Origin of the sequence: Streptomyces sp. NBC_00988, from assembly GCF_045162645.1 — a bacterium.
In the GTDB taxonomy this organism is placed as follows: domain Bacteria; phylum Actinomycetota; class Actinomycetes; order Streptomycetales; family Streptomycetaceae; genus Streptomyces.
The window spans coordinates 11,840,696-11,860,112 of the sequence record NZ_CP108730.1 but is presented as its reverse complement, the minus strand read 5'-3'; the positions used below and the strand labels follow the sequence as shown (position 1 = coordinate 11,860,112).

At 71.0% G+C, this 19,417-nt stretch carries 18 protein-coding genes; 16 read left to right on the top strand and 2 right to left on the bottom strand.

Translation table 11 applies throughout. From position 1 onward, the window contains the following. Position 1: 1 nt before the first annotated feature. From OG496_RS53355 to OG496_RS53335, 5 genes are all read left to right on the top strand, one after another. A complete protein-coding gene (locus OG496_RS53355) occupies positions 2–229 on the top strand; it encodes a hypothetical protein (protein WP_405976222.1) in 228 nt (75 codons plus the stop codon). Then, the gene (locus OG496_RS53350) at positions 220–852 is read left to right on the top strand and encodes a histidine phosphatase family protein (protein ID WP_405976221.1); all 633 of its coding nucleotides are present in this window, start codon (positions 220–222) and stop codon (positions 850–852) included. The genes OG496_RS53355 and OG496_RS53350 overlap by 10 nt, the downstream gene beginning before the upstream one ends. Before the next feature lie 8 nt (positions 853–860). Next, entirely contained in the window at positions 861–1,685 is an 825-nt protein-coding gene (locus tag OG496_RS53345; protein WP_405976220.1) for a mycofactocin-coupled SDR family oxidoreductase, read from the top strand. 51 nt (positions 1,686–1,736) lie between these two features. Beyond that, positions 1,737–3,200, top strand: a complete 1,464-nt coding sequence (locus OG496_RS53340) for an aldehyde dehydrogenase family protein (protein WP_405976219.1) — start codon at positions 1,737–1,739, stop codon at positions 3,198–3,200. A 199-nt stretch (positions 3,201–3,399) separates the two neighbouring features. After that, a complete protein-coding gene (locus OG496_RS53335; RefSeq protein WP_405976218.1) occupies positions 3,400–3,795 on the top strand; it encodes a hypothetical protein in 396 nt (131 codons plus the stop codon). A 283-nt stretch (positions 3,796–4,078) separates the two neighbouring features. Here OG496_RS53335 and OG496_RS53330 read toward each other — a convergent pair whose 3' ends face one another. Then, the gene (locus tag OG496_RS53330) at positions 4,079–5,011 is read right to left on the bottom strand and encodes a LacI family DNA-binding transcriptional regulator (protein ID WP_405976217.1); all 933 of its coding nucleotides are present in this window, start codon (positions 5,009–5,011) and stop codon (positions 4,079–4,081) included. A gap of 164 nt (positions 5,012–5,175) precedes the next feature. On the opposite strand from OG496_RS53330, the gene OG496_RS53325 reads away from it, so the two are divergent. The 5 genes from OG496_RS53325 to OG496_RS53305 all read left to right on the top strand — a co-directional run bounded on the left by OG496_RS53325 (position 5,176) and on the right by OG496_RS53305 (position 12,073). After that, complete coding sequence (locus OG496_RS53325; RefSeq protein ID WP_405976216.1) at positions 5,176–6,123, top strand: alpha/beta hydrolase; 948 nt, start codon at positions 5,176–5,178, stop codon at positions 6,121–6,123. Between the two features lie 83 nt (positions 6,124–6,206). Further along, the gene (locus tag OG496_RS53320) at positions 6,207–8,681 is read left to right on the top strand and encodes a glycoside hydrolase family 2 TIM barrel-domain containing protein (protein WP_405976215.1); all 2,475 of its coding nucleotides are present in this window, start codon (positions 6,207–6,209) and stop codon (positions 8,679–8,681) included. Positions 8,682–8,787: 106 nt separating this feature from the next. Beyond that, positions 8,788–9,807, top strand: a complete 1,020-nt coding sequence (locus tag OG496_RS53315; RefSeq protein ID WP_405976214.1) for a helix-turn-helix domain-containing protein — start codon at positions 8,788–8,790, stop codon at positions 9,805–9,807. A gap of 125 nt (positions 9,808–9,932) precedes the next feature. Continuing rightward, a complete protein-coding gene (locus OG496_RS53310; protein WP_405976213.1) occupies positions 9,933–10,991 on the top strand; it encodes a nitrilase-related carbon-nitrogen hydrolase in 1,059 nt (352 codons plus the stop codon). A 53-nt stretch (positions 10,992–11,044) separates the two neighbouring features. Continuing rightward, positions 11,045–12,073, top strand: a complete 1,029-nt coding sequence (locus tag OG496_RS53305) for a carbon-nitrogen hydrolase family protein (RefSeq protein WP_405976212.1) — start codon at positions 11,045–11,047, stop codon at positions 12,071–12,073. Between the two features lie 169 nt (positions 12,074–12,242). Here the strand turns inward: OG496_RS53305 and OG496_RS53300 are convergent, their stop codons facing one another. Next, entirely contained in the window at positions 12,243–13,418 is a 1,176-nt protein-coding gene (locus tag OG496_RS53300) for a histidine kinase (RefSeq protein WP_405976211.1), read from the bottom strand. Positions 13,419–13,571: 153 nt separating this feature from the next. Between OG496_RS53300 and OG496_RS53295 the strand changes: the two genes are divergently transcribed. The 6 genes from OG496_RS53295 (at position 13,572) to OG496_RS53270 (ending at position 19,373) form a co-directional block, all read left to right on the top strand. After that, on the top strand, positions 13,572–13,946 hold the full coding sequence (locus OG496_RS53295; RefSeq protein ID WP_405976210.1) for a DUF4333 domain-containing protein: 375 nt from the start codon (positions 13,572–13,574) through the stop codon (positions 13,944–13,946). Then, positions 13,943–14,626 carry an ABC transporter ATP-binding protein gene (locus OG496_RS53290; RefSeq protein WP_405976209.1) on the top strand — a complete coding sequence of 228 codons (684 nt, stop codon included), beginning with the start codon at positions 13,943–13,945 and terminating at the stop codon, positions 14,624–14,626. The genes OG496_RS53295 and OG496_RS53290 overlap by 4 nt, the downstream gene beginning before the upstream one ends. Before the next feature lie 16 nt (positions 14,627–14,642). Further along, positions 14,643–16,640 (top strand): FtsX-like permease family protein, encoded by a 1,998-nt coding sequence (locus OG496_RS53285; RefSeq protein ID WP_405976208.1) that lies wholly within the window; start codon positions 14,643–14,645, stop codon positions 16,638–16,640. A gap of 44 nt (positions 16,641–16,684) precedes the next feature. Then, positions 16,685–17,380, top strand: coding sequence for a response regulator (locus OG496_RS53280; RefSeq protein WP_405976207.1), 696 nt, complete (start codon positions 16,685–16,687; stop codon positions 17,378–17,380). Between the two features lie 348 nt (positions 17,381–17,728). Then, entirely contained in the window at positions 17,729–18,454 is a 726-nt protein-coding gene (locus OG496_RS53275; protein ID WP_366495782.1) for an SDR family oxidoreductase, read from the top strand. Between the two features lie 43 nt (positions 18,455–18,497). Further along, positions 18,498–19,373, top strand: coding sequence for a sugar phosphate isomerase/epimerase family protein (locus tag OG496_RS53270; protein ID WP_405976206.1), 876 nt, complete (start codon positions 18,498–18,500; stop codon positions 19,371–19,373). Positions 19,374–19,417 lie beyond the last annotated feature (44 nt).

Genomic DNA, 19,417 nt, shown 5'->3' with positions numbered 1-19,417 from the left:
CATGGGCGACGACCACGAGAGCGCGCTGGCGGAGAAGCCGCTCGAATTCCTGACGAGCGTGGCGAACAGCGGCGGTTCCTGCGACGGCCAGGCCATCGTTCCCGACGGTGACCGCTACCGGTGCTGGTGTTCCTGTGGCGAGTGGAACATCGAGGCGCCGACCCAGGCCGAGGGACTGCGACTTGCCCGGCTCCACACGTCCTCGGCGAGGGCACGGCCATGGGTGTGATCCTCTTCGTCCGGCACGGTCAGGCATCGGTGGGCGCGGCGGACCACGACGTGCTCTCCGGCACCGGCAGACTGCAGTCCGAGGCCCTCGGGGCGGCGTTCTCCCGGCGCGGTGTCTCCGTGACACGCATGCTGACCGGACGTCTCAACCGCCAGCAGCAGACAGCCCGTTGCACACGTGGCGCCGCCAAGTGGCCGACGTCCGCGGAGGTCGACGAAGCGTGGAACGAGTTCGACCACCAGGACGTCGTCGCGGCGCATCGCACGGTGGACACACCTGACGCCGAGCCGCTCGACCGGGCCATTCCGCGATGGTCGTCGGGACTGCACGACCACGACTACACGGAGCCCTTCCCCGCGTTCGCGAAGCGCGTGGACAGCGCATTGCGCACACTGGCCGCCGAGTTGGGCCCGGGCGACACCGCTGTCGTCTTCACCAGTGCCGGAGTGATCGGGTGGGTCGCCGCGTCGCTGCTGGGCGGCGGTGAGCCGCAGTGGTCGGCGCTGAACCGCGTGGCGGTCAACAGCGGCGTCACGAAGGTCGTCGTGGGCAGCCGGGGCAGCACGCTCGTCACCTTCAACGAGCACTCCCATCTGCCCCCTCAACTCATCACCTACAGATAGGGGCTGACATGGAGTCAGGAAGGAAGGTCGCCTTCATCACCGGTGTCGCCCGCGGTCAGGGCCGCGCGCACGCGGTGAAACTCGCGTCCCGGGGCATGGACATCATCGGTCTCGACATCTGCGAGGACATCGAGTCGATGGACTACCCGAACGCCACCGAGGACGACCTCCGGGCGACGGTCAAGGCCGTCGAGGCAGCGGGTGGGGCGATCGTCGCCGAGAAGGGGGACGTGCGCAGCTACGACGATCTGCGCCGGGTCCTGGACCACGGCGTCGAACGCTTCGGCCGGGTCGACGTGCTGCTCGCGAACGCCGGCATCATCCGCCTCTCCCCCGGCGGCGACCGCGACCGCACCTGGACCGACGTCATCGACGTGAACCTGACGGGCGTCTGGCGCACCATCGAGGTGGTGCTGCCCGCGATCCGGGCCGGCGAGCGCGGCGGGTCGATCGTCATCACGAGTTCGGTGGCCGGGCTCAAGGGCGGCGCGAACGACAAGGCGGGCGGCCAGGCCTACACGGCGGCGAAGCGGGGCCTGGTCGGCCTGATGCAGGTGCTCGCGAACGAGTACGCGGGCGAGCGGATCCGGGTCAACACCATTCATCCCACAGGGGTGTTGTCGGGCATGACGCTGAACCCGGTGATGGAGGAACTCCACGCGCAGGCCGCCAAGGGCGAGCAGAACCCGATCAGCCAGATGCGGAACGCCCTGCCGATCGACATCCTGCGGGCCGAGGACATCGCCAACGCCGTCGCGTGGCTGGTGTCCGACGAAGCCGCCTACATCACCGGTATCCAACTGCCCCTCGACGCGGGCTTCGCCGTCCGCTGAGCCGCGCGCCACCGACCGCGCCGGCCAAGAGTTCACCGGGAGACACGACCCATGACCGTGACCGCTCCGCACGTCCGACTCCGCTACGGCGACAAGGTTCTCGACTCCGGGTCGGGCGGTGTCTTCGAGCATCGCAACCCGTACACGGGCGAGGTGCAGGCGGCGATCCCGCTGGCCGGAGCCGCAGAGATCGACGAGGCCGTCGAACTGGCCGCCGCGCAGGCGGAGTCCTGGCGCCGCTGGACGCCGGAGGCGCGGCGCGAGGTCCTGATGCGGTTCGCCGAGCTGCTGGGCGAACACCGCCAGGAGTTCGTCGGCCTCCAGGCGCTCGACGGCGGCACTCCGACCCACTTCGGTGAACGGATCGTCGACAACTCGATCAACTGGACGCGCTACTACGCCGGTTGGTGCGACAAGCTCTCCGGCGAGCTGATCTCGACGCTCGACACCCGCGGCTACCTCTCCTACACGACACCCGAGCCGTACGGCGTCGTCGGCATCATCGTCACCTGGAACGGCCCGGTCGTCTCCCTGGGCATGAAGGTCGTCCCGGCGCTGGCCGCGGGGAACTGCGTGGTCGTGAAACCCTCGGAGTTCACCCCCTTCGCGCCGCACCTGTACGCCCGGCTCCTGCGCGAGGCAGGCGTACCGGACGGGGTGTGCAGCATCCTCAGCGGTGGCGCGGAGGCGGGCGAGGCCCTGGTGCGTCACCCGAAGGTGGAGAAGGTGAGTTTCACCGGCGGCCCCGTCGCGGCCCGCCGGATCATGCACGCCTGCGCCGAGCAACTCAAGCCCGCCGTACTGGAGTTGGGCGGCAAGACGGGCAGCATCGTCTTCCCGGACGCCGGTGACCTGGAAGCGGTGGCGAACCGCGCCGTACGGGACAGCATCGGCGTGCTGGCCGGCCAGGGGTGCGTGGTGCCGACCCGGCTGATCGTGCACGAAGACATCTACGACGAGGTGGTCGAGCGGGTCACCGAGGTCGCCGCGACCTACCGGATGGGGGATCCGTTCGATCCCGGGGTCAAGGTGGGGCCGCTCATCAACGCCGCGGCCGTCGAGCGGGTCTGCGGGATGCTCGACCGCGCCAGACGGGACAAGGCCGGGCGCATCACCCTCGGCGGCAACCGGGCCGGTGGTGACCTGGCCGACAAGAACTTCGTCGAGCCCACGATCATCGTCGACGTGGACCCCGAGTCCGAGATCGCGCAGACGGAGGTCTTCGGACCCGTGCTGCTGGTGTTCAAGTTCGCGACCGAGGACGAGGCGGTCGCCCTCGCCAACAGCACGCCGTACGGGCTCGGCGCCAACATCCAGTCCACGAACCTCACCCGTGTCCACCGCGTCGCCGAACGCCTGAAAGCCGGCGGTGTCTACGTCAACGGCGCCCGGCAGAACCTCCCGCACACACCCTTCGGCGGGCTCGGCCTCAGCGGTTACGGCAAGGAGGGCGGACGGGCCGGCATCGACGAGTTCCTGCGCTACAAGACCGTGTCGATCATCCAGCCCGAGTGAGGGCCGGAGGTCCGCGGAGCAATGGTCCCGGACAAGGCCACCGCATCGGGCGATTCGGGCCGGCCCCGCACACCGGGGTGCAGTGGGCTACACCCCGGGTTCGGGAGGTCGGTCCCTCGTGGCGGCGAGCGGGCGAGGGGATCGTGGTCAGCAGAGATCGAAAGCGGTCCACGCGTCCCCTCCCCGAAGGAAAACTCCCGTGAAGTCGCAACCCGCCCCCGTGAAGTCGTTCGTCGCCGACCTGCTCCTGTGGTCGTCCTTCGTCGGCGGCCTCGCCGCGAGCACCGCCTCCGGCGCCGTCCTGGACGGGACGGCGAAGAACCTGGCCACCTACACCGGCATCGCCGTCTCCATGCTGGCCGGCTCGCGCATCGCGAAGAAGCCGAGGATCAAGGCGTTCCTGTCGAAGTCGTCGACGCTGTGGTTCCTGTTCCTCTTCAACGGCGCCGTGGCCGCCCTCTGCTACCTGACCATGGACGGCGTCAAGGGCATCGCCACCGCCGCCGGCATGGGCCTGGTCTCCCTCGGCGCGGCCGGCGGCCTCCTCGCCAACCACCGCAAGCCCACCGCAGCCGTAGGCCGGCACCGGGCATAGCGACCGCGGCACGATCCGCCGGACCAGCCCTGGAACGGGGTAGGTACGCCCCGGCGGTGCCTTCGAGCCCATGCCACGCGAGCGCAAGCAGGGGCGTCATGGCCGCCGGCCAAGAACGCCGGTGGGCCGTTCCGCGCCAACTCCGCGACCACCAGGCCCGGCAGAGCGCCGGACGACAGGCCCGACTCACGGCCGGCCCCTGGTCGCACAGCTCCCGGAGTGTTCCGACGATCCGGCAGCCGGCCGGTCCGCCCGTCGCTTCCGCAGGTGTGGAGGTGGTCGGCTACGCGGACTCGCGGACGATCACCCGAGCCGGTCGCGACGCGGTGTCCACCGCCGGCAGGCCCAGGGCGGTACGTGCGGCGCTGCGGCCGATGGCCTCCGCGTCGAGGTGCACGGTGGTCAGAGCGGGTGAGAACAGCGCTCCGTGCGGGGTGTCGTCGAACCCGACGACGGCGAGGTCACCCGGAGCCCGCAATCCCATGTTCCGCATCGCGGCGAGCATGACGAGCGCGAGGTCGTCGTTGTAGGCGAGGACAGCCGTGACGTCCGGGTGGTCGGTACGGAATGCCCGCAGCCTCTCCTCGGCGGCGCCGAGGCCGCCGGGAAGGACGAGTGTCGGGCAGTCAGGCAGGCCCGCGGCGTGCGTGGCCTGCCGGATCAGCCGCCCTCGCAGGCCGGCCAGCGCCTGGAGTTCCGGGGTGTCCGGCATGACGGCGGCGAGGTGCCGGTGGCCCCGGTCGACCAGGTACCGGACCGGTACGTCGGCCTGCGCGGAGAACGCGTCGAGGGACGTCTCGGCGTCGGCGACGATGTCGTCCGCGCGGCCCGCGTCACCCAGATCGATCACCGCCCGCGCGGAGACGGCCTGCGCCACATCGGACAGTGCCTGCGAGGAGAGATGGCCGTGCAGCACCAGCAACACGTGCTGGTGTACGGCGAGTTCGGCGTCGAGGCCCTTGATGTAGCTGCCGAGGCCGCTGCCGGTGGGCACACCCTCGACGTTGAGCAGGACGATGCGGGACGCCCCTTTGCGCAACGCCTGCGCCGAGCCGTTCGGTACGTAACCGAGGTCGCGCGCGGCCTGCCGTACCCGTTCCCGTGTCTCCTCGGAGACATGCCCGGCCGCCCCGTTGAGGACGAAGCTCACCGTGGTCTGTGAGACACCACTGGCCCGGGCGACGTCCTTGGCTGTCGCGCGCGTGGACCTGCTCACTCTCGCTCCTCGGAACGGGGCCCGGCGGCCGGGTCTCCTGCGTGCGGTCTGATCTGGGGCTTGTGCGGTGCGGGATGCGCTGGATACCGTACCGCAGGCAGTTGGTAATACGTTTTACCTGTTGCGGGATGCGTGCTGTGGACCTGATGCGAGGAGAGGCGCCCATGAAGCTCGACCTGGTCGACCCGGAGCTGCGCCGCGCCGTCCGGCGGATGCCACGGCTGCCGGTCCGCGGCAAGGTGGGCCGGCGCATCGCGCGCGCCCTGGTCCGCCGGGGCGGGATCGGCAAGCCCGCCGCGGGCGTCGCCATCACGGATGTCGAGGAGGGACAGGGCATCCGCCTGTACGCCCCTGCCGGTGGCGGTTCAGGGGCGGCGCTGCTGTGGGTGCACGGCGGCGGATACCTCATCGGCGACATCGCCCAGGACGACGCCCTCTGCTCCGCGACGGCCCACGAACTCGACATCGTCGTCGTCTCGACGAACTACCGCCTCGCCCCGGAGCACCCCTTCCCCGCCGCACTCGACGACACCTTCACCGCCTGGCAGTGGTTGCAGGCGTCGGCCGGGAAGCTCGGCATCGACCCGGAGCGCGTCGCCCTCGGGGGTTCAAGCGCCGGCGCGGGCCTGGCCGCTTGCCTGGCACAGCGGCTGCACGACGCCGGAGGGGCCCAGCCCGTCGCGCAGTGGCTGCTCGCCCCGATGCTCGACGACCGCACCGCCGCGCGCCGCGAACTCGACCCCGCGCGGCACCTGGTGTGGAACAACGCCGCGAACCGGACCGGCTGGGGCGCCTACCTCCGGGCCGCGCCCGGCGGCCCGGACACTCCCCCCTACGCGGTCGCCGCCCGGCGCGCCGACCTCGGCGGTCTGCCCCCGGCCTGGATCAGCGTGGGCGACATCGACCTGTTCACCGACGAGTGCCGCGCCTACGCCGACCGGCTGCGCGAAGCGGGCGTGGACTGCGCCTTCGACCTCGTCCCCGGCGCTCCGCACGGCTTCGAGGGCTGGGCCCCCGGCACCCGCATCGCCCGCGGACTGCTGGCACGCGGCCGTGCCTGGCTGGGCGCGCGGCTGACCGGACCGGCCCCGGCCGCCCCCGGCAAGGCGTAGGCCCGAGCGGCACGAGGCCACAGGGCCCCGAGCCGCACCGGGTCATGCCGGTCCGACACACCCCCGCACCTCACGGAGACCCCATGATCCGCACGTCCTTCAACGACGGCTGGCACAGCCGCCCCAAGGTCAACCCCTTCGCCGAACTGTCCGGCGCGAAAGTCCCCTACCGGCCGGTGACGCTGCCGCACGACGCGATGATCGAGCAGGACCGTACGGCGCCCGCCGGCGAGGTCACGATGGAGGGCGGCGCGGGCGCCTATTTCCCGGGCGGAACGTACGAGTACCGCAAGACCTTCTCCGTTCCCGAGGAGCACCGGGGCCGACGGATCCTCTTCGAGTTCGAGGGCGTCTACCGCGACGCCGTCGTCCACGTCAACGGGGACTACGCCGGTCAGCGCCCCTTCGGCTACTCGCACTTCCACATCGACGCCGACCGTTTCCTGCGCTACGGCACGGACGGGGACAACGAGATCCGTGTCGAGGCCCGCGCCCACCGCGACTCCCGCTGGTACACCGGCGCGGGCATCTACCGCGACACGTGGATGCTCGTCGGCGAGGTGGTGCGGATCGCACCCGACGGGGTCCGTGTGACCACCCCGGACATCGACGCGGAACGGGCGGTGGTCGAGGTCGCGACGAGGGTCGAGAACGACTCGATCGCGATCCGTACGGTCGACGTCGTCACCGAGATCCGCGACGGCGGCGGGAATGTCGTCGCGAGCGACTTCTCGAAGGTCACGGTACTGCCGGGCGAGCCCGCGACCGTACGCCAACGCCTGTACGTCCACGACCCGTTGCCGTGGAGCCCGGACGCGCCCACCCTCTACACCGCCACCGTGACACTGAAGGACCTGGACACCGAGACCGTCACCTTCGGGATCCGTTCGCTGCGCCTGGACCCGGTGCACGGGCTGCGGATCAACGGGGAGACCGTCAAGCTCCGCGGTGCCTGCGTCCACCACGACAACGGGGTGCTGGGCGCGGCGACCTTCGCCCGTGCCGAGGAACGCCGGGTCCGACTCCTCAAGGACGCCGGTTTCAACGCGCTCCGCATGTCCCACAACCCCATGAGCAAGGCGATGCTGGACGCGTGCGACCGGCTCGGCATGCTCGTCATGGACGAGACCTTCGACGTGTGGACGTCGGGCAAGAGCGAGTTCGACTACAGCCTGGACTTCCCCGAGTGGTGGGAGCGGGACGTCGAGGCGATGGTCGCCAAGGACTTCAACCACCCCAGCGTCATCATGTACTCGATCGGCAACGAGATTCCCGAGACCGGCTCGCCCTCCGGCGCGGCATGGGGGCGCAAACTCGCCGAAAAAGTCCGGTCGTTGGACTCCACCCGTTACGTCACCAACGCCGTCAACGGCATGCTCTCCGTCATGTCCGAACTGGGCGGACCGGCCCAGCAGGCACAGGAGAAGAAGGCCGTGGAAGCGGGTGCGGACGGGGCCGGGACCGAGGGCAAGGGCATCAACTCCCTCATGGCCGACGCGGGAGACATGATGAACGCGATCAGCGCCTCCAGCCTCGTGACGGAGAAGACAGCCGAGTCGTTCGCCGTACTCGACGTGGCCGGCATGAACTACGCCGAGGCCCGCTACGCCATGGACCGCGAGCTGTTCCCCAACCGGATCATCCTCGGCACCGAGACGTTCCCCACCCGCATCGACGGCAACTGGCGCCTGGTCATGCAACACGGCCACGTCATCGGCGACTTCACCTGGACCGGCTGGGACTACCTCGGCGAGGTCGGCATCGGCCGACCCCAGTACCTCACCCCCGAGACGCCCCGCCCCGTCCACACCGCGCCCTACCCCTACCTGCTGGCGGGCTGCGGCGACCTCGACATCACCGGCCACCGCCGCCCCGCCTCCTACTACCGCGAGATCGTCTTCGGCCTGCGGACCGAGCCGTACATCGCGGTCCGCCGCCCCGAACACCACGGCAGGGCCTACGCCGGATCGCCCTGGGCGTGGAGCGACACCGTCGCCACCTGGACCTGGCCCGGCTTCGAGAGCGAACCGGTCACCGTCGAGGTCTACGGCGACGCCGACGAGGCCGAACTCCTCGTCAACGGACGCTCGTTGGGACGACAGCCGGTGGGCCCGGAGCACCGCTTCCGCACCGAGTTCGAGACGTCGTACGAGACCGGTGAACTCCTCGCGATCGCCTACCGCGACGGCGTCGAGACCGGCCGTACCAGCCTGCTTTCCGCGAGCGGACCGCTGCGCCTGCGGGCCGAGTCCGACCGCCCGGTCGTCAGCGCGAACGGCGGCGACCTCGCGTACGTCACCCTCACCCTGACGGACCCGGACGGCACCCTGAACACCGCGGCCGACCGCCCGGTGCGCCTCGAAGTGACCGGCGCGGGCGTCCTGTTGGGGTTCGGCAGCGCCGATCCGGCCTCCGAGGAACGCTTCGACGCCACCGAACGCCGTAGCTACGAAGGCCGCGTCCTCGCCGTCCTGCGCCCGACCGGCCCGGGCAGGATCCACCTGACCGCCTCGGCATCGGAGTGCGCCCCGGCCGACGTCGTCGTCACGGTCGAGTAGGCAGGCAGTCGCTGGTCGAGCGGCGGACGACGCACCGAGTCGCCGCTTAACCTCCCAAGAGTCGACCCGAAATGGCCGGGAAAAGGAACTTTGGCAGGCTCCCGGCATGGAAGATGCGCATGCGGCGTCCGCCGACGCCTGGGAGCAGATCTGCTCGGAGAGCTTCGTTCCGCTGCGGGTCGGCCGGATCAGCGAGGGCTTCCGGGGCAGTGTCACCCGCGTCCCGGTGACACCGGGTGTCACGGTCAGCGAGGTCCGGTCCGGAGCCTCCCAGGTGCTGCGGACGGCCCGGCTGACCCGGAGCACCCCGAGCGAGGACTATCTGTTCGTCGTGCACCTGGGCGGCGTGGGCTTCGTCGAGCAGGACTCCCGCCGGGCCCTGCTGCCCATCCGGGGCGGCATCCTGTACGACAGCAGCAGGCCCTATACCCTCTCCTTCCCTGAGACGGACATCCGGGAGCTCGTCCTCCAGGTGCCGCGCTCACTGCTCGGGCACGGGGACAGAGAGTCACGGGAACGCTGCGGCCACGCCATCAGCGCTGACATCCCGGCGTTGCGCGTGCTCGGCGCGATGATGACCGAGATCCTGCGCGTCCCGGAGGAAGCCGCCTCGGAGCACGCGTCCGGGCCCGCGTGGAAGCCCGCGCCCGACCCGAGCGTCGGCTGGGCGATGGGGGAACTGCTCTCGTCGGTGCTCGACACGGCGTTCCGGCCGCCGGCACACGGCCCGCAGGCGCTGGGACGCACGGCGACTCTCCGAGTGATCCAGGCCCACATCACGGAACATCTCGCCGACCCGGAGCTGACCCCGGCCACCCTCGCCGCCCGGCACTCCGTCTCGCTGCGCCATCTCCACGCGCTGTTCGCCGGGACGGGCACCACCCCGGCGGCCCACATCCGCCAGGAGCGGCTCCGGCTGGCGCACCGTCAGCTGAGCCGTCCCTCGAACCGGCACCTGACGATCGCGGCCATCGCCCGACGCAGCGGTTTCACCGACCTCACCACCTTCACCCGGGCCTTCCGCCGCGCCTACGACCGCACCCCCTCGGAACACCGCGCCGCGACTCCGCCCACCGCCGGCACCGCCTCCATGGCCACCACCTCCGGCAGCCGCTCGCCGAAGTGAGGCTCGTGCGGTCTTCGCCGGTCACCCGTGCACGCAACGCCGAAACGGCCCGTACGGCCCCGGTTAGCTTCTCCCTGCCCCGGGGGCGCACGCCGCCGCGAATCCACACGACGAAAGAGGGCACCATGCCCCATCCCCTCGACCGGCGGAGCCTGATGCGCACCGCGGCCGCCGCGAGTGCCACCGCCGCCGTCGGAACCGGACTCGGGGCCCTCTCTTCCCCCGCCGCGGCGGCCACCGCCCGGGACACGGCGTCCGCGCACGACGCGGTCACGATCGGCAAGGAACCGTACAAGGTGGCCGTGGTCACCGCGGCCCCGGTGGAGTTCAACCTGCGGGCCGGTGTCAACAAGGCGGTGACCCTCATCCAGGAGGCGGCGCACAACGGGGCCCGGCTGATCGCGTTCGGTGAACTGTGGCTGCCCGGCTATCCAAAGGACGTGAACTACGACCCGAACTGGCTGGCCACAGGCCTGCCAGCCTACGCCAGGCAGTCGTTGACGGTCGGCGGCAAGGAATGGCAGCGCCTGCGCGAGGCCGCCCGCAAGCACCGGATCACCGTGGAGATCTGTTACAGCGAACGTGCCGGAAAGCACCTGTTCATGGGGCAGGCCCTCTTCGGCCCCGACGGCGAGCCGCTGATCGTACGGCGCAAGATCCGTCCCTCCGGATCGGAGCGCACCGTCTTCTCCGACGACGACCTCGGCCGCAACATCGAGGTCCGCACGACCGAACTCGGCCGTATCGGCGCCCTGTCCTGCTGGGAGCACCTCCACCCGGAGATGACGTACAACATGCTCGCCCAGTTGGAGGCGGTGCACATCGCCGCGTGGCCCTACAACTCACCGCCCGGCAGCGCGGTCCAGTGGTGGGAGGACGTCGACGTCGCCCTGTCCGCCGCCCGCATGCACGCCATCAACGGCGGCTGCTACGTCCTTCTCCCGTCAGCCGGGTACGGGGCGGTGCTCAACCCGCGGGGACAGCTCCTGGTCACGTCGGTCACCGGCAAGGAGGACCTGCTGTACGCGACCGTCGACCCGAGCGCGTTCACCACCAAGACCGCCGACCCCGAGGGCGAGACGTCCTACGGCGTCCTGCGGCTGCTGGCCCGGACACACCCCGGGCCGCGCGTGCCCGACCCCGAGCACGAGCGCAAGAACATGGTCACGGTCCCGCTGGGCTGACCGGGCAGGACACCGCTCACACACCGCACACCTGATCGAATGGAGTACGAGACGTGTCTTCCGTAGTGCGCGTGGCGGCCGTGCAGGCTGAACCCAAGTGGCTGGACCTCGACGCCGGAGTGGCCCAGGTCGTGGACCTCATCGCCGAAGCCGCCGCGGGCGGGGCCGAACTGGTCGCGTTCCCCGAGGTGTTCCTGCCCGGCTACCCGTGGTGGATCTGGCTCGACTCCCCCCTCTCCGGGATGCCGTACGTCCCCCGGTACGCGGAGAACTCCATGACCCGCGACGGAGAGCACCTGGCCCGCATCGCCGCGGCCGCCGCCGAGCACCACGTCTTCGTCGTCCTCGGCTTCGCCGAACGCACCATCACCGGCAGCCTCTACATGGCCCAGGCCCTCATCGACGACACGGGCCGCGTTCTCTCCGTACGCCGCAAGCTCAAGCCGACGCACGCGGAGCGCACCGTCTACGGCGAGGGCGACGGCAGCGACATCCAGGTCCACGAGACCAGACTCGGCCGGCTGGGCGCACTGAACTGCGCGGAGCACATGCAGCCGCTCACCAAGTACACGATGTTCAGCAAGGGCGAGCAGATCCACGTCGCCTCCTGGCCCAGCTTCTCCGTCTACCGCGGCAAGGCGACGGCGCTCGGCCCCGAGGTGAACACGGCCGTCAGCCTGGTGTACGCCGTCGAGGGCCAGACCTTCGTCCTGGCGCCCTGCGCCACGGTCGGCCAGGCAGCCCAGGATCTCTTCTGCGACACCGACGCCAAGAAGGAACTCCTGTTGCAGGGCGGCGGATTCACCCGCATCTACGGCCCCGAGGGCAGCGAACTGGCCAAGCCCCTCCCCGAGACCGAGGAGGGCATCCTCTATGCCGACCTCGACTTCGCGCTCCTCGCCATCGCCAAGAACGCCTACGACCCGGCGGGCCACTACTCCCGCCCGGACGTCTTCAGCCTCACGTTCAACCCGAACGCCCAGCACGCGGTCAAGCCCGTCGGCCCGAGCCCTGCCGCAAGCGGTGACACGGCTGTCGCCGGGGAGAAGAAGTGCGGCGATGCCGAGATCACGCTGGACTGAGCACAGGACGGACAGAGCTCTGCGATCCGCCGGTCCGCATCAACTCGACCGCCCTGTCCGCGCGATCCGGCATGCCTCCATGAAAGGAACGACGCGATGAGCACCAGCACCGCCGTCGTCCTGCCCCTGGGCCATGATCCCGCCCAGGGACCTGCGTCGATGCCGCTGCTCACCCGGGGCCCGTCACCCTGCCCGTCGGAAACAGCGCCCGAACCTCCCACCCTCTCCCCTCGCGCGGACCCGCGTGGAGTTCGCCGCGCAGCGCCGTGACCCGTTCCGTCAGGCCGACGAGGCCGAAGCCTCCGCCGTGCGCCGCGTCCGGGAGCTGGGTGCCGCCGTGACCGTCGTCCGTCACCGTGACCTCCAGTCGTCCGCCGGTGCGGCGCAGCCCGACGGTGACTTCGGTGGCGTCGGCCGCGTGCCGTCGTACGTTCGTCAGGGCTTCCTGGACGACTCGGAAGGCGGCGGCCTGTACCTCGTGCGGGAGGTCGTCGGGCAGTGTGGGGTCGCGGCACAGGGTGACCTTCTGGACGGGGCTCGCGAAACCGTCGACGAGGTCGGCGACGGCCGCCAGGTCGCCGACCGGGCGTCGGTCCGCGGCGTCGGGTCCCGCGTCGCGCAGCACACCGACCGTGCGTCGCATGGAGGCCAGAGCCTCGGTCGCGGCGCGTTCGATGCCCGCCAGGACGGGGTCGAGGTCGTCCGGCCGGGTGGTGGCCATCATGCGGGCCACCTGGGTCTGCACGAGGATTCCGGTGACGTGGTGAGCGACGAAGTCGTGCAGATCCGCGGCGATGGCGAGACGTTCGGCGCGCCGGGTCTCGGTGACCGTGACGGTACGGCGGTAGTCGAGCGAGCGCAGATAGCCGCCCAGCCCGGCGCTGCTGCCGAGCAGCACCAGGCCCACTGCCGTGAGCAGCAGCAGGTTCTCGTCCGTGACCGAGTGGAGGTAGCGCGCCGGCAGGGCGAGCAGGGCGAGTCCGTCCAGGACACCGCACACCACGGCCCAGCGCTGCGCACAGTGCCGTACGGCGATGAAGGTCAGGACGAGCAGGATCACCACTTCGCCGGGGCCGAACAGCTGCGACCGTCCGGCGAGGATCGCGCCCGCGCTGTACGCCAGCGAGAGGACGGCGGGCACGGCGGTGCGCAGCTGTGGGGTGAACCACGGCGGACGCCGGGCGACAGGCCACAGAATGGCGGCCAGACCGGTGAGGAGGACCACGACCGCCGGCCAGGTCGCGTGTCCGGTGGAAGCCGTGAAGCTCAGGTCGTAGGCCACGAACCCGAGCAGGACGCCCACGGCGAGCCCCCGTGCGCAGCCCCGGCCGGTTACGGATTTCATGCTGGTCACGGTATGCGAGGCCCGGTGGGACGGGATCGGCCGATCGGTCGAGCGAGCGTGCCGTGAACCCTGGCCGTTCGGCCGAGGCGGACGCGGGTCCGGGCTGGCGAGAGTGGGACCACTTCCTCCTCTCCGACCCTTCAGGAGTACGTGATGCAGTCCAGCAGGTTCGTCCTCGGAGTGATCGGCGGCGCGGCGGCCGCGGTCGCTCTCGGTGCGCTCGGCACCCATCTGCTCTCCGGCACCCAGTCCACCACCGAACTCGACGCGCACAGCACGGTGTCGGTGGACGGTCACAAGGCGCTGTCGGCGGACATCGTCGCGGGCCGGGCGCAGAGCAGGTACCACCCGCTGCCCTGGGTCGGCGACAAGGTCTCCGATGTCACGTGCCCCACCGGCCTGAAGGCCGTCGCCGGCGCGACCGTCACCTGCACGGGCCGCAAGAGCGACGGTTCTACCGTCGACATCCCCGTCACCGTGGTCAAAGCCTCGGCCGAGTCCGTCACGTGGAAGTTCGACCGCTCATGAGCACGGTCCTGGCCGGTGTCGGCCTCACCAAGACGTACGGCTCCACGACGGCTCTGGCGGGCGTGGACGTGGAGGTCGGCACCCGCGACTCCCTCGCGATCATGGGCCCGTCGGGCTCCGGCAAGTCGACACTGCTGCACACGCTCGCCGGAATCATCCGCCTCGACGGCGGCCAGGTGCTGCTGCGCGGCGAGCGCATAGACGACCTGGGCGAGAACCGGCTCAGCGCCCTGCGCCGCAAGCGCTTCGGGTTCGTGTTCCAGTCCGGCCAGTTGCTGCCGGAGCTGCCCGCCGAGGAGAACGTCGCCCTTCCGCTGATGCTGGAGGGCCTGCCCCGCACGCGGGCGGTCGAGCGCGCCCGGCGCTGGTTCGCGCCGCTCGGCCTGGACGGTCTGGAACGGCGCCGCCCGGGCCAGTTGTCCGGCGGGCAGGCCCAACGGGTCGCCATCGCCCGCGCGTTGGCGGTGGCGCCGGACGTGGTCTTCGCCGACGAACCGACCGGCGCCCTGGACCAGGCGACCAGCACGGAGGTCGTCCGGCTGCTGACGTCGGTGACCCGTGAACAGGGTGCCGCCCTGGTGGTGGTCACGCACGACGCCGATGTGGCCGCCCACTGCGACCGGATCCTCCAGGTCCGCGACGGCCGGATCACCACCTACAGCCAGTTCACCGCCAGTTGATCCTCCGGAGCCCTCAATGCGTTCCCCCGTCCTGCCCCTGACCTGGCACCTCGCGAAGGCGTCCGGCCGCCGCGGCCTGCAGAGCCAACTCCTCGCGGCCGCGGCCGCCGCCGTGGGCTCACTCGTCCTGCTCACCCTGCTCGCCGCCTACTTCGGCGCGGGCGCCCGCGCCGACCGCACGGCCTGGCGCACCCCGGACGCGGACCGCCACGGCACCGCGATTCAGGCCCTCACCACGACGTACGCCCGCGACCAGCCGATCACGGTCGTCTCCCTGGCCCAACTTCCCGACCACAGACGGACACCCGCCCCACCCGGCCTGACCACCTTCCCGGAACAAGGCGAGTTGTACGTCTCCCCCGCCCTCGCCAAGCTCCTCCACGGCCTCCCCTGCTCCCAACTGGGCGCCCGTTTCCCGAAGTCGACGTCCCACGGCACGATCGGCGCCGCCGGACTCGCCTCGCCCGACGACCTCGTGGCCGTCGTCGGCCGCGCGCCCACGGACCCCGCGGTCTCCAAGTCGGCCGGAAGGTACGGCATTTACGACCAGGGGCTGACCGAACGCGCGGTGGTCTCCGGGTTCTCCGGTACCCGGCGGAGCGTGTTCACGGCCGACGACCAGAGTGCTGTCCTGCTCGGCGTGGGTCTCCTGGTCGTGCCCGTGATCGTGCTGGCCTCGGCGGCCGGGCGGCTCGGTGCGGCCCGCCGGAAACAGCGGCTGGCCGCGCTGCGTCTCGCCGGGGCGACTCCCCGGCAGATCCTCGCGATGACCGGCGTGGAGGCGGCCGCGGTGGGTGCGGCCGGTGCCCTGGCGGGTGCGGTGGCCTACGGCGCGCTACTGCCCGCGCTCGCCGAGATCCCGTACGGCATCGGGACTTGGTACACCGGGCAGTTGTGGGTGGGACTGCCATGGGTGGCGACCATCGTGCTCGGCGTGGCCGCGCTGATCGCGGTGAGCGCGATGTCGATGCTGCGCCGGGTGGCGTCCTCGCCGCTCGGGGTCGCCCAGCAGTCCGATCCGCGCCGTACCCGGCTGATCCGGCTCGTGCTGTTCGTGGCGGTGCTGGTCTACATCCGGATGAGCACGGGCGGCAACACCCTCAAGCCCGGGACGCTGGTCGCGCTGATGGTGCTGTTCTACGGCGGTTTCTGGATGTTCGGGCCCTGGGTCGTGGACCGGCTGGGCCGGATCGCGGGCCGCTTCGCCCGGCGCCCTGCGACGCTGCTGGCCGCGCGTCGGCTCAGCGACGACCCGCGCGGTGCCTGGCGGACGGTCAGCGGCCTGGTGCTGGCCGGGTTCGTCGCCGGGTTCTTCACCGTCGGCCATCTGGGCATCGTCGGCTTCGACCAGCGCGGCCAGGTCGCCGTACCCCTGGCGAGCGCGTCCGCCACCCGGCATGCGGTCGGCGAGGCCCGCACGCTGCTGCGGGCTGCGGGCGTCGAGGCGCCCGTCGGCACGGCCGACGACGACTTCCTGCTCGGCGGTGGCGACGGTCTGGTCGCGCATGTCCCCGGCGGGCCTGCCGCGCTCGACACGACCGTCACGGCTCTCCAGCCGCTCGGCGCGGGCCGACTCCCGTACACCGGCGCCTACGCGCAGGCGCAGGACACCGCCGTCACCGACCGCCTCGCCGAACTCGGCACCGCCACGCTCGCCGTGAGCTTCCTCGTGGCCACGGCCTCGGCGGGCCTGACCGCCGCCGCGAACGTCCTCGACCGACGTCGTACGTACGGCCTGCTGCGGCTGTCCGGCACCCCGCTGAAGGTGCTGGACCGGGCCAGGGTCCGCGAGACGGTCCTCCCGCTGCTCGTCCTGGCCGGCACCACCACCGCGACCGGCCTGTATGCCGCCGTCCAGGTCGACAAGGCGGCCGGCAGCGAGATCAACACCTCCGGAGCCGTACAACTGACCGTCTGCGCAACGCTCGGCGCCCTCGCCATGCTCACCGCGATCGGCGCGAGCCGCCCGCTGCTGCGTGCGGTCACGGCGAACCCGGCCCAGTCGACGGACTGACGGCCGCTCCCGAACCACTCCTCCTCCTGAGGCATGATCGATCCATGACCACCCCCGCTCCGCCCATCCGTGTGCTGATCGCCGACGACCAGGAGATGGTCCGCACCGGATTCCGGTTCTTCCTGGACGCCCAGCCCGACATCACCGTGGTCGCCGAGGCCGTCGACGGCGAGGAGGCCGTGGAACTGGCCCGGCGTGAGCGGCCGGACGTGTGTCTGCTGGACATCCGGATGCCGAAACTGGACGGACTGGCGGCGACCCGGTTGCTGGCCGGTCCCGATGTGGCCGATCCGCTGCGGGTGGTCGTGGTGACGACCTTCGACCTCGACGAGTACGTCTACGGGGCGCTGCGCGGCGGCGCGTGCGGGTTTCTGCTCAAGGACTCGGGGCCGGTCCTGCTCGCGGAGGCGGTGCGCGCGGCGGCGGCCGGCGACTCGCTGGTGTCCCCCTCGGTCACCGTCCGCCTGCTCAAGCACCTCACCACCACGGCGGCCGGGACACCGCCCGAGATGGCCCCGCGCGCCCCGGTACTGCGCGAGCCCCTCACCGACCGCGAGGCCGAGGTCGTCCGCCTGGTCGCCCTCGGCCGTACCAACGCCGAGATCGCCGCCGAGCTGTACGTCTCCCTGTCCACGGTGAAGACGCACCTCTCCAGCGTCCAGCTGAAACTGGCCGCGCGGAACCGTGTCGAGATCGCGGCCTGGGCCTGGCAGCACGGTCAGGTGCGGCCGCGTCCCTGAACCGCCCGTGCGTGATGACGTGCATGAGCCCGGGTTCGACGGAGCAGGTGTCCCCGTCGAACCCTTGTCCGTCCCTACGCAGCCCCACCAGAAGCGCACTGAGTATACTTAATTCACTTCACTGCGGTTAGAGTGAGCCCGAGTTCACGAAGGTGCGCGGGCATCGGCAACTCCGGTCCGCGCCACCACAACGGAGGTGTGCGGGCGTGGCGGAAGCACGGGAACCCCTCAGTCGCCGGACGCCGGCGGGCAGCGGCGCGGCGGCTCACCTCGCTCCGGAACACCCCCGTGGATAGCCGCGGGCCGGCGGCCCTTCCGGGCTTGCCGCTCGCCGGGCGGCGTGTGGTCGTGACCGGGGCGGCCGGTGGAATCGGCGCGGCGGCCGTGTCCGCGTTCCTCGCGGCCGGGGCACGTCTCGTCGGCCTGTTCCACTCGACGCCGCCCCCTGACGAGCTCCGTGAACAGTGCGACTGGCTGGCCTGCGACGCACGGTCCCGCGACTCGGTCACGACCGCTTTCGACCGGGCCGCGTCGATCCTGGGCGGGCTCGATGTACTGCTCAACGCCGCGGGCACCTGGCGTCCCGGCTCGCCGGAGTCACTGTCCGACGACGCGTTCGACCTGATCATCGACGCCAACCTGCGGACCACGGTCCTCACCAACCAGGCCGCGTTCGAGCACATGCGGCACAGCGGCGGACAGATCATCAACCTCGGATCCAGCGAGGGCGTGCGCGGCAACCCGCTGGCGCCGCACTACGCGGCGGCGAAGGCCGGCGTCCACGCCTGGACCCGCTCCGTGGCCTCGGCGTGGGGAACATTCGGGATCACCGTGAACGCCCTGGCACCGGCGGTACGGACACCGGGTGCCGACCGGCTGTGGGATCACCTCGGCGAGGAACGCGCCGCGGCATTCCAGCAGAACCTGCGGACGGCCATGCCACTGAGGGGCGAACTCGGCGATCCGCAGACCGACCTCGGGCCGGTCATGGTGTTCCTGGCCGGCAGCGGGGCGCGGTTCATGACGGGGCAGCTGATCGCCGTGAACGGCGGCTTGTTGATGCTCGGCGCCTGATATCAGCAGCGAGCCCAATAAGCACACTCTTTTATTCAGGCAGATGATCAGCCACCCGTCGACCTCCGCATTGGACGTGACCATGAGCCCCGTCGGCGAGAGCGAGCACCACCGTCCACCGGTCGGCCTTGAGCACTTGAGTCTTCGACAGGAACCGCTGCCCGTCTTCGTCGCCGCTGCCGCCGCGGGCGGAGCCGACAGTGTCTGCCTGAGCGTCAACCACCCCGATGTCGTCGACCGGAAAGTGCTGCGTGAGGCCTTGGCGCGGCTCGACGCGCTGAACATCCCGGTGGCCATGGGCGACGGATTCATCCTCAGGGCCGGGGGCGACCTGGACGGCCTCAGGCGTCAGCTCGACGTTCTCGCGGAAACCCGCGCCCCATTGGCCAACGCCTGCGCTTTCGAGCCCGACGTACAGGTGGCGCGCGACCCGGCCCTGGTGGCGGATCTCCTGGGTGAGTTCTGCGGAGTCGCACGAACCGCCCAGGTGGACGTGCTTCTCGAATTCACCCCGCTCTCCCACGTGCCGTCCCTCGCGGCGGCCGTCGGACTGCTGGAACAGCTCGACCAGCCGAACCTGAGGATCCTCCTCGACACACTCCACCTCGTACGAGCCGGGGAGGGCCCGGCCGACGTCCGGGAGATCGACCAACAGCTCATCGGATACTGCCAGTTGAGTGACGGCCTCCTCGTGTCCGAGAGCCTCTCGGCCTACCTGGACGAAGCCGTCAACGACCGTCTCGTTCCCGGACACGGAGAGTTTCCCCTCGTGGAGATTCTGGCGCTCATCCCCCGAGAGGTGACCATCAGCGCCGAAGTACCGCTCCAGCGCCTCGAACGAGCCGGAATCCCACCGCACGAGCGCGCTCATCGGATCCTCGAAGCCAGCCGTCGGCTCGTGGCCGAAGCCTGGACCTGAGGGTCGACGAGGATCTCCCCGGACCCAGCAGGACACCATGGAGG

Coding starts and splice junctions, on each gene's coding strand:
- OG496_RS53355 (WP_405976222.1), top strand. CDS start 2: ATGGGCGACGACCACGAGAGCGCGCTGGCGGAGAAGCCGCTCGAATTC.
- OG496_RS53350 (WP_405976221.1), top strand. CDS start 220: ATGGGTGTGATCCTCTTCGTCCGGCACGGTCAGGCATCGGTGGGCGCG.
- OG496_RS53315 (WP_405976214.1), top strand. CDS start 8,788: ATGGAAGATGCGCATGCGGCGTCCGCCGACGCCTGGGAGCAGATCTGC.
- OG496_RS53295 (WP_405976210.1), top strand. CDS start 13,572: ATGCAGTCCAGCAGGTTCGTCCTCGGAGTGATCGGCGGCGCGGCGGCC.
- OG496_RS53310 (WP_405976213.1), top strand. CDS start 9,933: ATGCCCCATCCCCTCGACCGGCGGAGCCTGATGCGCACCGCGGCCGCC.
- OG496_RS53270 (WP_405976206.1), top strand. CDS start 18,498: ATGATCAGCCACCCGTCGACCTCCGCATTGGACGTGACCATGAGCCCC.
- OG496_RS53290 (WP_405976209.1), top strand. CDS start 13,943: ATGAGCACGGTCCTGGCCGGTGTCGGCCTCACCAAGACGTACGGCTCC.
- OG496_RS53325 (WP_405976216.1), top strand. CDS start 5,176: ATGAAGCTCGACCTGGTCGACCCGGAGCTGCGCCGCGCCGTCCGGCGG.
- OG496_RS53285 (WP_405976208.1), top strand. CDS start 14,643: ATGCGTTCCCCCGTCCTGCCCCTGACCTGGCACCTCGCGAAGGCGTCC.
- OG496_RS53300 (WP_405976211.1), bottom strand. CDS start 13,418: ATGAAATCCGTAACCGGCCGGGGCTGCGCACGGGGGCTCGCCGTGGGC.
- OG496_RS53320 (WP_405976215.1), top strand. CDS start 6,207: ATGATCCGCACGTCCTTCAACGACGGCTGGCACAGCCGCCCCAAGGTC.
- OG496_RS53340 (WP_405976219.1), top strand. CDS start 1,737: ATGACCGTGACCGCTCCGCACGTCCGACTCCGCTACGGCGACAAGGTT.
- OG496_RS53345 (WP_405976220.1), top strand. CDS start 861: ATGGAGTCAGGAAGGAAGGTCGCCTTCATCACCGGTGTCGCCCGCGGT.
- OG496_RS53280 (WP_405976207.1), top strand. CDS start 16,685: ATGACCACCCCCGCTCCGCCCATCCGTGTGCTGATCGCCGACGACCAG.